Here is a 14803-nt window from a genome sequence, read left to right as displayed (position 1 = left end):
GCGCTGTAGGAGCCGGAGGCGGTGGAGGTGGGGGCGGGGGCGGTGTCTCGTCGCTATCGGCCATCATCGAGTCACCTCGGTCGCGGATTCAGTCTCTTGGCTGCGCTTTTGGGGTTCGGGGGGCGCGAAAGCCGGAGGTGGATCTGGAGGCGTTGAATCCGGCGGCGGTTGCTCGCTCATGCATCCAGTCTATTTCGTTATGCACATCGTGCGGCGAAGGCACGTGCGGAGGCTCGGATTTCGTTCCAGATTGGGGCTGGCCACACGCTCATTCTCTGCCCAATTCGCTGTACAAACGGTACCCATCGCGGCTGACGTCTTGGTGCGTGGACGCTCGCCGTAGCGCTTCTAGATCGGATTCAACACGCAATCTAGAGCTCGAACTGGCCGAATCTCTCGTCGACTCAGTGGAAATCGCATCAACATTCGAACCACAGAATCTTGAGCGATCGCAAAAAAGAAGTTCCTCTCGCCCGTGAACTTGCGAGGTACCGGACACCCCGCACGGTTGTATAAGAATGACGCCAAATTTGAAGCAAGTGCCAATCGTCCAAGAACCAGAATTCAATCCAAGGCAACCATCACATTTCACAAGTCAAAAATCCAAGAATGCAACTCAAGTCATCCCATTCCAATCCACGCCCAACAGACAAGGCACGAACCACTCAACAACTGAAATCATCTATCCGGCTTGGAATCCGGATTCTCGGTGGACACGATGACCGCGCACGCGAAGGTGACGACCATCGCCCACACCGCCGCCGGCATGGGCCAGGTCTGGTACCGGGTCACTGGATCGACAGGAGTCTCGGGGAGGCAAGCCGCCTATCGAACGGGCACTGGCCAGGTAGGTATTCGGCGAGTGCGGTTTGTGGGTTCTGGTGCAACAGCAGATTTGCTCGGGTTCCGGCCAGGTGAATTCGTTGAGTCTGAGACAGACCTCGCGATCATCGAGGAGTCGTTCACTGGAAGCCGTCTGACCTACGGAGTCAAGACTCAGCGATCGCGTTTGGCGCGCGTGCCGGCATCTCCCATCCGGTTGCTCGCAGACTCTGCGATGGGCAAGGCCGGAGTCAGGCCAGAGCAGGTGTTCGTCTCACGAGACGCAAGCAACTGGTGGCGGGCGCTTGAGCGGGCCGACGCAAGGGATCGATCGGTGTCATTCCTGACTGCGGCCGGCGTGCTGCGTGCACTGGAGCGACACGGCATCGGTGTGGAGCCCGACAGCTTGCACATAATGCTGAGCTGGCACTTGTGGAAATTACAGCATTCCCCGGTTGACGCCCGAGGGCGTCGCGGCAACCCTCCCAAGTGGATCTACACCGATCCACGTCCGAGAGTTGGTCCGACGCACCTTGAACACGGGCGGATGATCTGGGCGAGGCTGGCGAGCGAATCCTTTCGCCGCGAGGCCGTCGGCAACGCAGGCTATGAACTCACGCTGACACTTCCCAAGTCGATATCGCTGTTCGCCCTTACTGGCGACCCTGGCGATGCAGCTGCCTGGTTCGACGTCATGGAAGCCGGAGCGACTCGCGCGTTGGAGGCGCTGATGGCGGAAGCTGGCTTCTGCTCGTCGGGACATCGCGGCGATGGTGAGAACGTGCAGATCATGCCCGCGGATGGCTGGGCCGGATTCATCGCGACTGAGATCTCCTCGCGGGCCGGTGACCCCCACCTGCATGTGCACTGCACGCTGCCCAACCAACTCGTTGGCGCTGACGGGCTCGTGCGCACCATGGCCGATGGCGGCAGAGAGCTCATCATCAATGCCCCTCGGTTCGCGTCCTGGGGCCAGGCGTTTGTCATCGACGAGGCGCGCAAGCGCGGACTTATCGACGAGGCGTGGTTCGACCCAATCTCGTGGCAGTGGCAGGTCGGAGGATTCAGCGAAGACACGATCACGGCCTTCAGTCGCGGGCACCAAGGCGTGCTGGCCGAACTAGGTGAATCTGAGGATGAGCAGGCGATCACCGCACGCACGAGGTCGCGGCGTGATCGCGCGGCCAAGTCGCGAACAACCGCAGCGAAGAGCGACGAGCAGTTGTCGTGGACGCAGTTGCGCGCCATCGTCGAGGAGCGTGCGGCCGGCCTGAACCTGGACCTCGATTCTGAGCGTGCCACTAATGGCAGCGAGTTCCCGCCGCCTGGGATGTGGGAGGACTCCACCTGGGTGACCGAAGTTCTCGAGGTCGCATGCGAGCACGATTCGACTGCGTCTTTGGCCAAGATCCGAGCGTTGGTCGATCTCGCAGGAGCCGGATTGCCATCTGACGAGCGGTTGCGGATCACGCGCATGGTTCTGGAGCGGGGATTCGTCCGTGGGCACGAGTCCCGAGACCTGGGCATGAAAACCGGTGGGCAACGGTGGATCTCCAGCCGGGCCCTGGCCGAGGAGCAGTGGCTGCTTGCCACCTTCGCAGGTCACTGCCTGCTGCCGGCGCCCGAAGAGTTCTCGCAGCCCACGAAGATCGGATTGCGGTCCGCGTCGTCCTCGAATGGGTGGCTGCTCAGTGAGGAACAGGCTCAGGCAGTTTCCGCAATCGTTGATGGCACTGCCCCCATCACACTCATCGCGGGCGTCGCCGGCTCGGGCAAGACCACTGTGCTCCGTGCCGCGAGGGCCGCGCTCGAGTCGAGGCGCTCACGACTGCTCGTCGCATCGACGGCGACACTGGCTGCGTCGACTGCCGGGCACGAATCCGGGGGTAGTTGGGCGAATCTGGCCGCACTGCGGCGCGCTATCGATGCAGGCTCGCCACCACGCGCATCCCTGATCGTGATCGACGAGGCGTCCATGGCCGACGTCGTTTCGGTTGCCAGCATCGCGCGCTGGTGCATGGAGCACAACAAGCGCCTCGTGCTGCAGGGCGATCCCAGGCAACTCGGTGCCGTCGCAGCAGGGGACGCGTTCAGCGTGCTGTGCAAGCACTTTCCTGACCAGGTCGTCAGGTTGACAACGAACCAGCGCCAACGCACGGCCGATGGTCAGGCGATCGCCGCCGCTCTGCACGCTGGCGACATCGAGGCCGCCTGGGAACGGCTCAGCGCCAACGGCTCGGTTGTCGTTGCCCGACACCGCGAGCACAAACTCGACCTGCTCGCTGGCCTCGTGGTCGAGCAGGTCGCCGTACATGGTGCAGATTCGGTCACATGCGACGCGGTCACGAACGCCGAGGTCGATGACCTCAATGTGCGCATCCACGACCGGCTCATCGCCTCCGGCCAAATCGATGCCGCCAAGGCGCGTACTTACCGGGCTGCGTCCGGCGATACGCAACTCGGTGTCGGCACAGTCCTGCGGGTCACCAAACCGACACCCGGTAAAGACGGAGAGCGGCTTGTTCGAGGTGAACGCGCCAGAGTCATCGATGCCGGACGGGACCGGGTGCGTGTGCGCTTCGATGATGGCCGCGAGCGGTCCATGGCCCCGCGGATGCTGCTCGCCCACTTCGACTACGGCTACGCCGGAACGACCCACAAGGTCCAAGGGCAGACCAGCGCCGTCCACATCGGATCACTTGACCGCAACAAAGACCGTTCCAGCCTCTACGTCACAGCTACGCGCGGACGTGACGGCACGATCCTGGTCGCCGATGCCCGCGACTGGCTCGATACATCTGAGATGTCCAAGGCCCTCAACTGGAGTGCCGGCCAGCTCGATGACGAAGTCCTCGACCGAGTCCGGGCACACCTCACTGGCAAAGTCGAGTCGATTGACTCACCTACTCAAGCCCTAACTCCGACATGGACGAGGCCTTTTCAGTCGGTATCCGGGACGGGGATGGGGATGTCTCTATGACCGGCCGCAAGGCGGATTTCGGGAGGAGGTTGAAATATTCAATTGAGTTCCTCAAACCTACGTCAGTTTCGTCGGTGCGATCGTCTCCGGGCTGAAGGACTGCGTACGGGCAACCGGACCCATCTGCCGCCGGAAATCACCTGTCGTCGTTTCCCGAAGGTACTTGAGCAGAATTTCAATCCATAAGTCGAATGCATCCAAGTGAGCATCGTGACCTGCGCCAGGAATGTCAGCCCGCAAGGTTCCTGGGCGTCGCCTGATGAGTTCGGCCTTGTCTTCGTCAGAGAACAGACCATTCTCGGCGAACACGGCCAAGGTAGGCGTGGGCAGCGATTCCCATTCTTGCCACCGCGGAGGGTGCACCGCGGCAATGGTGGTTTGCATGATGTCGGGATCAAATCTGGGGCGAAGTCCCAACGGCGTGGACTCGAGATCTTCAATCAATGCGGCAGCCAATGGCGTGTCACCGAGAAATGAGCGGGCAGCGTCGGTGTCTGCAAACGGTGATGGCCAAGACGCGAAGTACTCGCCGATTTCTTGAGCCGTTCGTGGCTGGCTCTTACCCTCGGGATGACCTTCGAGCATCACGAGCGCATCGACTAGATCGGGGTGAGCGGCTGCCGTGAGGAATGCGGTGTGTGCACCCATAGATTGCCCGACGAGTACTACTTGCTGGCCGGGAAGTAAGTGGGTGATGACGCTGGCGACATCGCCGACGAAGGCTTTGCGCGCGAGATCTGCAGGTCGGCGTGTGCTGCGGCCATGGCCTCGTTGGTCGATCAAGATGACGCGAAATTCATTGGACAAGGCTGCGGCGGTTGGTTGCATTTCTTGGGAGCTGCCAGCAAGGCCATGCAGCAAGATGACAGCTGGTCCAACTCCACCGAAATCCAAGGCAGCAATGCTGACGTCAGACCGTCGGATGGTCACCTCTTTCACCGGCGTCACGCCAATCTGAACACGCTGGTAACGAGATCGGCTGTCCGCAACTGTGCGACACCAATTGAGATGAGGTCAGCCAATCGCTCATCTGACACTTGGGATACTGCGTCTTCCACGACCACGGTCCGGTAGTCGCGTTCGCTGGCTTCGAACAGTGTCGCCCGCGGGCAATTCGGCAGGTTGCATCCGGCAACTACGACAGTAGAGATATTGCGCTTGCTGAGAAACTCATTAAGCGCAGTTCGATAGAAAGCTCCCCAGCGAGGCTTGTACAAGATCCACTCCGAAGGTCCAACTGACTGCAACGCTCCGCGCAGTAACGCAGGCGAATCAAGATCCACGTGAGCTCGCAATAGGCCGTCGGCAAGCTGGCTGCCAGTTGTATGAGGCGCAACGATGTTCAAACCGCCTTCAACAGCGCTGCGTCGCGGAAGATCAACATCTTCGCCGCCAGGTACGTAGAGGCGAACGACGTGCACGATTGGTAGCCCTGCGCCGCGGTAGGCCTCAAGCACGCGAATGACATTGGGAAGTACGGCCGTAGTTCCAGCGATTTCAAATGGCGCACCATCCAGAAAGTCACGCTGCAAATCGATAGTCAGCAACACAGACCTTGGAAGTTCCGGTGTGAGGTAATCCTCGGTCATGGTCAATGATCTCCCACTTGAGCAGGTGGCCTGGTTCTCTGGTCGATAACCGACAGAGCCCTTGACTAAGCATTCTTCACGGAGGCTAGTCGGGCGAGATCACCGAACCGCTCGTGACGGAGAGTCGATTCAGTGCGTCGATGGCAATCGCAACCCACTTCGCCGCACGGACTTCCTCGCGTGAAAGGGGCGAAGTATCTTCTGCGGCACTATGCGCCATGCTCGGGTGGCCGACTCTCGCCACGCCCTCGGCGACTCGTAAGGCAGCCTGCTCGAAATCGGTGAAATAGGAGGTCTCTCGCCACGCGGAGAGGACGGCAATACGGTCAGCGCTCTCTCCGAGCGCGAGGGCATCTCGTGTATGTAGGCGGAGGCAATACGCACAGCCGTTTATCTGTGAAACCCGCAGTTTGATCAACTCAACCGTAAGAGGACTAAGGGCTGAAGCGGCGTTGATATCTGCGGCTTTTGCCAAGTGGAGCAGCGCTTCGTACGGTTCGGAAGTCGTTGGGGAGAATTCGGCCATTCGAAGAGCGAATCAGGAGCCGGCCGATTTCCACGGTCGACACGCCAATATTGAGGCACAGTCCAAGGGCTCGGGTGTGACGTTGGTGGCCTATTCGATCTCCCAGATTCGTGCGGGTGCGGCAAGATCCGATCCATGTCCACATCGCCCGTTGAATTGCGTCCACTTCAGAACGAGGACCTGGACGCCTTATTCGACATGTACGCCGCCGTTGTCGATGATGGCGGTGCGATGCCCGCAAACGGGGCAACCATGGATGTGTTCTTGGAAGGATGGATCCGCAACCGCGCTGTTTTCGTCGCATGGCAAGACGAAAAGATCGTGGGTTCCTACTTCGTCCGTTCGAACTTCCCAGCATTCGCCGCCCACATCGCCCAAGGCGGTTACACCGTCAGCAGCACAGCCAGAAGGCAGGGAATCGCACGGCTGATGGTCCAAGACTCACTTCAGCAGGCCGCCCGACTTGGATACACGGCCATGATGTTCAACTTGGTACTTGAGCACAACCCATCGCGAACCCTCTACGAGAGCCTCGGCTTTGAAGTCATCGGGCGCATCCCACATGCGAAGCAGGATGAGGACGCAATGATCTATTGGCGCTCCTTGGAAGACCTCACTCCAAATGCAGACTGACATGCCAAAGCGAATGAAGCATTACGTTGGTGATCCACCAAAGACGTCATCGTGGTGAACCTCGGCAGCGGCCTACCGCAGTGGCTGAGGGCAATTGTCGGGTCTTAAACCTATCCTTTTGAGCTGGTCAGCCTGGCCAGGAAACCCTTGTCGTGCTAGCGACCGTGGATGCTTTCTGATGATCGGATGCGCGTGCGATATAGCGGTCACCTGCTCGGTGCAGCGCCATCGGGCGGCCGCAATCGACGCTCCGGGGAAACTGGGGCGTTACCCACGCAACTTCAGCATGTAACGGGCGCCCACTTGGAATTCGTAGGGGACGGAAACGACATCGCTTGTGATGTCGCGCTCGTTGTGCAGTCGGGTTCGCAGGCTCGGTAGGAACTCCACTGATTCTCCGATTCCTTGGAGCACAAGCGGGAAGACGCGGACTTCTTCGGCTATCCGACACAGTTCGACGAGAGCGGCGAAGTGCCACTGCTCGTCCAACTGCGTGGCCCACGTGAACAACAGGTGCGAGCACAACGCAAGATCGAACGCTCTATGTGCGAAGGGCAGTTCAGGAAGGGATGCGGCAACGTACTGTTCGGGATAGTTGTGGTGGTGCTCCCGAAACGTGACTAGGGCCGCTCGGCGCATCTCGGCACGTCGTTGCGGGGTTTGATACCAGTCGAAAACGAACCGATCGGAGTTGGCATCGATCATCGAGTTACCGCTGGGTACTCCTGCGTTGGCACGAGCGTCAAGTGATTCTGGCGAGAGGGCATAGACCGGATCCACGGCAACGGCATCGACACCACGTGCATGCGCTTCGGCCACGAAACTCGAAGCACCGGAAGAGCAGTCCAGAATGCGGTCAGGGAGTGCCTGCGCGTCTAGGTCGAAGAATGCGACGTATTCTGCGAACGATCTTGAACTCACCAGAATGTCGTCGCTCTTGTTCGAATCATCGCGAGATGTATTCATTTGGGGTCCCTTCGTCCTAGTAGACGGTTCGCATAGCTTCACGGACTTCTGTCAGGGTGCTTTCTGCCACGCGGTTCGCGACTTCGTTCCCTCGCTGGAGGACTTCACGCACGAGTCCTTCGTGCGCTGCCAACTGCCGTCGCCGTGCACGCAATGGAGCCAGAAATTCGTTGACGGCCATCGCGGCCACATTCTTCAGTTCGCTACTTCCTCCATCTCCGACGTCGTCAGCGACCTGCGTCGGCTCAAGTCCCAGACATAATCCCGCGGTTGACAACAGCGCCGAAACTCCGGGCCTTCGTTCGGGATCGAACGTGATTCGCCGTTCTTGATCCGTTCGAGTCTGACGAATTACCGCAACCGTTTCATCTGCCGTCATGGAAAGGGCAATCGTGTTGCCGTAGCTCTTTGACATCTTGCGTCCATCAAGCCCTGGCACCTCCGGCGATGAGGTGATCAGAGCATCCGGGACCGGAAAGACCTGGCCGTATCGTGCGTTGAATCGTCGGGCGATCACCCGCGTCATCTCCACGTGGGGAAGATTGTCTTTGCCCACTGGAACCAGGTTGCCCTTGCAGAACAAGATGTCGGCTGCCTGGTGCACTGGATAAGTCAGTAGCAGGCCACTTAGCGCACGCCCGGACGCGGCAAGTTCTACTTTCACCGTGGGATTGCGATGTAACTCCGCTTCAGTGACCAGACTGAGGAACGGCAGCATCAATTGGTTCAACGCCGGCACCGATGAGTGTGTGAAGATCGTCGTCTGATCCAGTTCCATGCCAGCTGCGAGATAGTCGAGCACCGCACCGTAAACATTTTCCCGGACGTCAGCAGTTGTGTCTCGGTCCGTGATGACTTGGTAGTCAGCAAGCACGAGGAAGGTTTCGACTCCGAGCTGCTGTAGTCGCAGCCGTTCTCGGATGCTGCCGAAGTAGTGCCCCAGGTGCAGCGGCCCAGTTGGGCGCTCACCCGTGAGTACTCGAAAGCGTTCCGGATGTTGTGTCGCAGCAGCCGCGACCGCAACTGAGCGCTGCGCGGTTGTGGTGAAGGATTCCATTCGTGACTCCCTATCAATTGGGAGCTACACGGAGTTCTCGGGACGATTCACGAGCTGCCGTGCAGCCCGTGAACATGCTTCAACTGGCTGCTATCGCAGCCACCACCAAGCGGAACGGTTGAAGTTCATGAGCAGATGCTACCTCGCTCGGGAGACAAACAGGGGGATGAGATGGGAGCCGTCGAGAGCTTTGCTAGACCCAAGGCTTCTTGCATGCCGCTCAAGATCTGTTGCGGTTCATTCATTGGCTTGGGCCTTCCTTTAGCGTCATTCATCGCAGCAGTGGCGCTCGAACTGTCGGCCAGTCAGTTGATGATCTGGTCAGCAGTAGGCCACTTGACTGAATACCTGGTCGGTAGTCGGTTCCATCAGGACGACGAGCTGCACCTCCATACTCGCGGACGAGCAGGGCGCCGGGGGCGTGATCCCACGGTTCGGTCTTCCAATACAGACAGAAGTCAGACTCGCCGAGCAGCAGTTGCTCATATGCGACCGCCGCTGCAGCAGGGCCAGGTCCGAGCGAGGCGAACTTCGGGCCACTGGCTTCAACCGTGGACAAGACTTCAGCTGGCAAGAATCGAGTCCATACCCAGCCCGCGAGTTCGCTGGCAGACCGCTCGCGGTCATGGATCGCCATCGAGATGCGCTCGCCATTCTTGAATGCCCCAGCGCCTCGTTCGGCTACCAGAAGCACTTCGTGGATCGGTTGCCAGATCCAACTGGCGACGACATCCCCTGCGTGCACAAGCGCGAGCATCACTCCGAAGTCAGCGCTACCCGCAACGAAGTTGGCAGTGCCGTCCAACGGATCCAGCAGCCAGTAGGTCCCGTCGTTTGGCAACAACGCGAGTTCGGGCCGCTGGGCTGTGGCCTCTTCACCGACAACCGGTACAGAAGGCGTCATCGCGGCAAGCGCAGATGTGATCAGGGTTTCCGCTTCCAGATCGGCCACGGTTACTACATCGTCGATGCCCTTGTCCCGCACGTCGCCCTGTTCCAGCATTCGAAAGCGCGGGGTGATAGCCATGGAGGCTGCGTCCTGCAAGAGGCACGTCACAGCATCGACGTCGATGGCAAGAGGAGACGGCACCCCGTCAGTCTGCTGGATCGAGCGCTGCCGACTGCCAGTTCGACACCGTGTGCAGCGTGCGCGGCGGCACTTCGGCTCGAAACAGAGACCTTGATCAGAAATAAGTGCCAACGTCTCCTCGTACAAATGCGGCAAAGAGTGCGCAACCACCACGCGGCGCAGGGGACTAGGCCATTCCCACCCTCATGATTCAATCAGCAAGTTCCTCAGCTCGCTAAAGGTGCCAGTTGATGTTCGCACCGTGCGGTGTGCAGGTCGCTAGTACCTCTCGTCTCCCTCCTGGCCAGATGTCCACCTCGAGGGACACCTGGCTATAGGTGCCAGTTGGCTCCATCCGCAACCATGCGATAGGCGCATGCTCCGTCGAGCATGCGCCGGCCTGGGCGATGGCATCGCCGAAGTCCTGCTTCTCCGCAGTGGTGAGGTAGGGCATGACGATTGAATGCATAACGACTGTGTTCCGCCCTATGTGGCTCGTGCTTAGTTGGGTTCGCACCCAGGCAGGTGCGGGGCAGGCTTCGATGGTCACTGGTTCGAACATGGCAAGTGCTGCATCTAGGCGGTTCATGCGCGTGGTGTCTTCGGGCCAAATGAACGAGCGCAGCCGAAGTTGACCCTCTGTACTGGATGCGTCGATGGGGGCCAGGTCGCAGCCCGCGCGGTCGAGGATTCTGAACTCTTTGCCTTCTGGTCTGCCTGATTGCAGGTTGTCCTTGAGGTCCACGAGTGACGCTTCGGATCCCCAGACTTGATCGCCCATATGGACGCGGTACTGGTCCAAGTGCAAGTTGAGTCCCGCGCTTGCGCCCACTTCCAGCAAAGTCATCGGCAGGTCGACCTGACTCGCCAGCCAGCGCAGTCCGGCCGACAGAATTGCCGATCGACCAACCTCGTTAGTTTGGACAGAGAACTGCATTTGTACCTGCAGCGTTTCCTGGTGCTCTGCGACAAAAAGCAGGAACGCTTCAACTGCCCGCGGCGGATCAACGCTGCCGCCAAGTGTCGGGAGGTATTCGGCGAGTTCATGGCGTTGACCGTTGAGCAAGATTCGGTGAACTGCCCCGAGAAGTCGCAAAAGGACTGCAGATCCGATTGGATCCTGATCATCCCGTAGGAGTAGTCGCACTGCAGGTTGGTCAGCATCCTCAAGCCGCGCATTGAGTTCGTCAATGACCGCCGCCCAGGTAGGAGAACCGTTCTCCGCGCAGAGTCGGGACTGCAGGGTTGCCGCTGCTTGCAAGTTTTCGACAGTCGCCATGAACTCTCCTAATACACCGAGTAGCCGGCGGGCAGTTGCCCACGCCCAATGAGCGCACGCAGTACTAACTGGCTGTCCTTCTTGGCTGCCCGCTGAGCAACGAAGGCCAATGTTTGCCGCATGCAGGACTCCGGTATTGGACGTTCGACGCTGATGGCTTGCGCAAGATCCATGCCATGGATGACCAACTCGGCGATTCGTGAAGGTAAGTAGTCCGCCAGAGTCATCGTTCCAATCGGGCTGCCCAGCGCGGATTCCGGCGAGCTTGCCTCAATCAGCCCCAGGACCCGTTCAGCTGTTGCCGCGACCGAGACTGCAGGGTCATCGCCCAACGCCAACACCGCTTGCCTCCCCCGCTGCGCGATTGCCCCGTCCGAGAAGTAGCTACTGCCTGGGGGTTCTGGATCTTGCGGATGGAGCAGGTAGTCCTCGATCGTGGTGTACGCCCGATTCGTATGTCCGACGAGTTCGCGAACAGTCCACGAGCCCAGGCCGGGGGCTTCCCAAAGATCGTCTGGGACGTCAGCTACGAGCGCACAGAAGTTCGCAGATGCGAGTCGGTAAGTCTCCACAAGTTCGCCATTCACGGGCTTCCCTTTCACTAGTTCTTCACTCGTCCCCGTGAGTGTGGCAACATCGGCTCATGGCTGTAAATGTTGATCAAGTCAATGTCACAGGCACGATGCTGGAGAGTGAAGAAGCTGCACGACGCCTCGGCGTCAAACTCGCCACTCTCTACGCATACGTCAGCCGCGGCCTACTGCAATCCCATCCCTCGCCCAGCAGCAGGCGACGATTATTCGTAGCAGAGGAAGTAGAAGCCCTAGCCAAACGCGCACGAGGTGGCAAGCAAGTAGAAACGCGCTTCGCGACAATCACCACGGCAATCACGCAACTCCGGCCCCAAGGACCCTTCTACCGCGGCACCGCAGCAGTAGACCTCGCGCATACATCCTCATTCGAACAGGTTGCCGAGTTGCTGTGGGAAAGCCAGGCCGGAAACTGGGACCCACTTCCTCTACAGCCCCCCAACGGGTTGGGCAGTCTCGATATCCTGCGCTGGACAACGGTCATGGCCGCCGCGCAAGATCCTCAACGCAACGAACTCCATCCTGAACTTCTCACCCGGCGGCTCAGGACGCTCATAGCAACAATGTCAATTCTCTCTGGGCCCAATCGCGAGCCAATGGATACGAAATCCTCGGGTGTCCATCAATCCCGCATTGCCAGGAACCTCACTGACGGTTTTCGCACGAAGCGTCGAACCACCGCGCTTGTACGCGCGGTCGATGCGGCGCTGGTGTTGATCGCTGATCACGAACTGGCCACATCAAATTTGGCGGTACGTATCGCCGCCTCAACTCGCGCCAACATTTACGACGCATTGCTCTCAGGTCTTGGCACCATGGGTGGGCCACTGCATGGCGGAGCAAGCCCCATCGTGACCAGAATGATGCACAGGGCACAAAGTGAAGGCGTCGACCAGGTAGTCCAAGACGTACTGGCATCGACTCGAGTCCTCCCAGGATTTGGCCATTCCGTCTACGTCGACGGGGACCCCCGCGCCGACGCACTCCTGGAATTCGTCTACCCAATAGCGAGCACGCGCAAGAGAGCGCTGATCACTGCCCTCCTCGACGCCGCCGAACACCGCCTGCAGCCTCCGCCCAACATCGACTTTGCCCTGGCAGCCCTAGCATTCGCCGCCGACATGCCCGCAGAATCCATGTCCTGCGCCTTCACCATCGGCCGCGTAGCCGGATGGGGCGCGCACTACCTCGAAGAAATCCAGGAACCACCCCTGCGGTATCGGGCACGCGCCATCTACAGCACAGGAAACGCATCGAAGCCGTAATACCTGCTGGCCTGACGTATGTATGTGTCTGTGATCTCGCTCGCGATCCCGGATGAATCGGAGTCAAACGCGCGACACTGAAGCCGGCTAAGGCCCGCATGGATTCGTCTTACTGGATCGTTGGTTTGGTCCGTTGGTATTCCATCGCTCCCGCTATTCCGTTTGCCAGGCGTTCCCCGAACTCACGTTCAACAATCCAATAGGCCAAATCGAATCCGCTGGTTACTCCACCGCAAGTCACTAGATCGCCATCGTCTACGACCTTTTCTTCGACGATTTCTACTCCGAAGTTGCGCAGGTCTTCGATAGCGGACTTGTGTGTTATTGCTCTCCTGCCAGCGAGTAGGCCCGCAGCTGCCAGCAGCAATGTGCCCGTGCAAACGCCAGCGATGAGACTCGTGGTCTTGCGCGCCGCCAGGAGCGGTTCATTCCATTGCCCTCGCTGCACTTCTCCGTAGATGCCCACACTCGACTTGGTGCCCCAACCCCCTCCAGGTACCACCAAGATTTCAGCTTCCCCAGGCCTCCAAACACCATGAGGTTGAAAACGTAGGCCGCTTGATCCGACGATCTCGCTTGGTTCGCCCAGAGTCACAAGACGTGTTTGCAAATCCTTAACTGCGAACGATGCATTCGAGAACACCTCGAACGGCCCAATGGCATCGACCTCGTCCACCCCATCGAATACCACGATGTCAATGTTCACGAACAAATGGTTTCACATGGATACAAGGTGGGATTGGGATGCCCACTCGGGTAAGGGCGAGTCTGAACCCCACGTCTTGCGTCGTGAGGAATTTGGATCAATAGGTGGTGGCCCTGTCTATTGCTCGGACGAAAGCTTGGAATTGAGCCTCGTCATGTGTGGCCGCGATGTCCTCGGCATCAGCTAGAAAGAACGCTAGAAACGAACTGTCAGGCTGTGCCTGGAGAAGTAGCTCACTCCACGTCCAAATATTTGGGTGGGGCACATGAGTTGCCGCCTCCGCAGGTGCAAGGCATTCAAGGACCGCGGCCACCTGGTTGCAAGTCATTCGGTAAACGCCCGTCTCGTCGCTGTACCCGCATTCCAGAGCTAGAGCAGCGGCGGGAAGTCCACGCACTTCACCAATTCTGTTGATGTGCCCGAATTCGAGTTCTGAGCCATCCATACGGGCCAAGGCGTACGCGGCGGGCGTTCGGTATCCCGGGATCTTCGCAGCTATGGCCGTGCGGGCTTCCGCGAGAGCTTCGTCGGTTGTCCATGCTTCATCGCTGGCCACAGAAGGGAACATAGCGACTGGCTGCTGCCACACTTGATCGTGGACGATTCGCACCTCATCGGCGGCGTGGAGCATCGCGACATTGTCGTCGTCGACTACAACCCGCAGTGGCCAGAACAGTTTCTCGTCGAACGAGGACTCATCGACGAGGCGCTAGGACCGATAGCAACGCGTGTCGACCACATCGGCTCCACGGCCGTTCCTGGATTGCCGGCAAAACCCATCATCGACATCCAATTGAGCGTTCCTGATACCGAGGACGAAGACTCCTACCTGCCTGACCTAATTGCTGTCGGCTATCTGCTGCGGGTGCGTCAACCCAGGCACCGGATGGTGCGCACTCCCGAACTTGACGTCCAAATACATATCTGCAACACAGGCAGTGACTGGGAACGCCGCCATCTGCTATTCCGAGACTGGCTTCGTCACAACAGCGCAGACCGCGCCGCCTACGGAGATCTCAAGCGAGACCTCGCTCGTCAAGACTGGATGGACATGAACGCATACGCCGATGCGAAGGGGCCGCTCATCTCAGTTATGACCGAACGCGCTGAAGCATGGGCTCGCGCGACCGCTTGGCGGCTGCCTCAATAGCGAATACGGCTGGCGGAGAAGTAATGGCACTTTGGCGGCAGGTGGGGCTCAATATCTTCGGAAACGATCGATATTGACCCGCAAGCAGCAGATTGACGAGGTTAACCTCGTCAGCAAAGAGCATGAGGATAACGTAGTAGAAGGTGCTTACGACAATATCCTCGTAATATG

At 59.4% G+C, this 14803-nt stretch carries 14 protein-coding genes; 4 read left to right on the top strand and 10 right to left on the bottom strand.

The window, feature by feature from the left end:
* Positions 1-718 precede the first annotated feature (718 nt).
* Positions 719-3802: an AAA family ATPase gene (locus tag Q8M73_00225; protein ID MDP2286980.1), complete on the top strand. Its 3084-nt coding sequence runs from the start codon at positions 719-721 to the stop codon at positions 3800-3802.
* A gap of 57 nt (positions 3803-3859) precedes the next feature.
* On the opposite strand, the gene Q8M73_00220 is transcribed toward Q8M73_00225, so the two are convergent.
* The 3 genes from Q8M73_00220 to Q8M73_00210 all read right to left on the bottom strand — a co-directional run bounded on the left by Q8M73_00220 (position 3860) and on the right by Q8M73_00210 (position 5917).
* Entirely contained in the window at positions 3860-4732 is an 873-nt protein-coding gene (locus tag Q8M73_00220; GenBank protein ID MDP2286979.1) for an alpha/beta hydrolase, read from the bottom strand.
* 14 nt (positions 4733-4746) lie between these two features.
* Positions 4747-5391, bottom strand: a complete 645-nt coding sequence (locus Q8M73_00215) for an isochorismatase family cysteine hydrolase (protein MDP2286978.1) — start codon at positions 5389-5391, stop codon at positions 4747-4749.
* Positions 5392-5476: 85 nt separating this feature from the next.
* Positions 5477-5917, bottom strand: coding sequence for a carboxymuconolactone decarboxylase family protein (locus Q8M73_00210; protein ID MDP2286977.1), 441 nt, complete (start codon positions 5915-5917; stop codon positions 5477-5479).
* A 135-nt stretch (positions 5918-6052) separates the two neighbouring features.
* Between Q8M73_00210 and Q8M73_00205 the strand changes: the two genes are divergently transcribed.
* Positions 6053-6550, top strand: coding sequence for a GNAT family N-acetyltransferase (locus Q8M73_00205; GenBank protein MDP2286976.1), 498 nt, complete (start codon positions 6053-6055; stop codon positions 6548-6550).
* Between the two features lie 267 nt (positions 6551-6817).
* On the opposite strand, the gene Q8M73_00200 is transcribed toward Q8M73_00205, so the two are convergent.
* From Q8M73_00200 to Q8M73_00180, 5 genes are all read right to left on the bottom strand, one after another.
* Entirely contained in the window at positions 6818-7516 is a 699-nt protein-coding gene (locus tag Q8M73_00200; protein ID MDP2286975.1) for a hypothetical protein, read from the bottom strand.
* Positions 7517-7532: 16 nt separating this feature from the next.
* Positions 7533-8573: a tryptophan--tRNA ligase gene (trpS, locus tag Q8M73_00195; protein ID MDP2286974.1), complete on the bottom strand. Its 1041-nt coding sequence runs from the start codon at positions 8571-8573 to the stop codon at positions 7533-7535.
* Positions 8574-8844: 271 nt separating this feature from the next.
* Positions 8845-9663, bottom strand: coding sequence for an inositol monophosphatase family protein (locus tag Q8M73_00190; GenBank protein MDP2286973.1), 819 nt, complete (start codon positions 9661-9663; stop codon positions 8845-8847).
* A gap of 214 nt (positions 9664-9877) precedes the next feature.
* Positions 9878-10921, bottom strand: a complete 1044-nt coding sequence (locus tag Q8M73_00185; GenBank protein ID MDP2286972.1) for a DUF2332 domain-containing protein — start codon at positions 10919-10921, stop codon at positions 9878-9880.
* Positions 10922-10929: 8 nt separating this feature from the next.
* A complete protein-coding gene (locus Q8M73_00180; GenBank protein ID MDP2286971.1) occupies positions 10930-11508 on the bottom strand; it encodes a maleylpyruvate isomerase family mycothiol-dependent enzyme in 579 nt (192 codons plus the stop codon).
* 56 nt (positions 11509-11564) lie between these two features.
* On the opposite strand from Q8M73_00180, the gene Q8M73_00175 reads away from it, so the two are divergent.
* Positions 11565-12776, top strand: a complete 1212-nt coding sequence (locus Q8M73_00175) for a citrate synthase (protein ID MDP2286970.1) — start codon at positions 11565-11567, stop codon at positions 12774-12776.
* Positions 12777-12885: 109 nt separating this feature from the next.
* On the opposite strand, the gene Q8M73_00170 is transcribed toward Q8M73_00175, so the two are convergent.
* Together Q8M73_00170 and Q8M73_00165 are read right to left on the bottom strand one after the other, a co-directional pair.
* The gene (locus Q8M73_00170; protein MDP2286969.1) at positions 12886-13482 is read right to left on the bottom strand and encodes a DJ-1/PfpI family protein; all 597 of its coding nucleotides are present in this window, start codon (positions 13480-13482) and stop codon (positions 12886-12888) included.
* Between the two features lie 97 nt (positions 13483-13579).
* Entirely contained in the window at positions 13580-14038 is a 459-nt protein-coding gene (locus tag Q8M73_00165) for a hypothetical protein (protein MDP2286968.1), read from the bottom strand.
* A gap of 39 nt (positions 14039-14077) precedes the next feature.
* Between Q8M73_00165 and Q8M73_00160 the strand changes: the two genes are divergently transcribed.
* Positions 14078-14632, top strand: a complete 555-nt coding sequence (locus Q8M73_00160) for a GrpB family protein (GenBank protein ID MDP2286967.1) — start codon at positions 14078-14080, stop codon at positions 14630-14632.
* Positions 14633-14803: the final 171 nt, after the last annotated feature.

The sequence above is a fragment of the Actinomycetota bacterium genome (assembly GCA_030684515.1).
Taxonomy (GTDB): domain Bacteria; phylum Actinomycetota; class Actinomycetes; order S36-B12; family S36-B12; genus UBA11398.
The sequence above is the reverse complement of the archived record's forward strand: the minus strand, read 5'-3'. Positions and strand labels throughout refer to the sequence as shown.

Coding starts and splice junctions, on each gene's coding strand:
- Q8M73_00225 (MDP2286980.1), top strand. CDS start 719: ATGACCGCGCACGCGAAGGTGACGACCATCGCCCACACCGCCGCCGGC.
- Q8M73_00215 (MDP2286978.1), bottom strand. CDS start 5,391: ATGACCGAGGATTACCTCACACCGGAACTTCCAAGGTCTGTGTTGCTG.
- Q8M73_00210 (MDP2286977.1), bottom strand. CDS start 5,917: ATGGCCGAATTCTCCCCAACGACTTCCGAACCGTACGAAGCGCTGCTC.
- Q8M73_00205 (MDP2286976.1), top strand. CDS start 6,053: ATGTCCACATCGCCCGTTGAATTGCGTCCACTTCAGAACGAGGACCTG.
- Q8M73_00200 (MDP2286975.1), bottom strand. CDS start 7,516: ATGAATACATCTCGCGATGATTCGAACAAGAGCGACGACATTCTGGTG.
- trpS (MDP2286974.1), bottom strand. CDS start 8,573: ATGGAATCCTTCACCACAACCGCGCAGCGCTCAGTTGCGGTCGCGGCT.
- Q8M73_00185 (MDP2286972.1), bottom strand. CDS start 10,921: ATGGCGACTGTCGAAAACTTGCAAGCAGCGGCAACCCTGCAGTCCCGA.
- Q8M73_00175 (MDP2286970.1), top strand. CDS start 11,565: ATGGCTGTAAATGTTGATCAAGTCAATGTCACAGGCACGATGCTGGAG.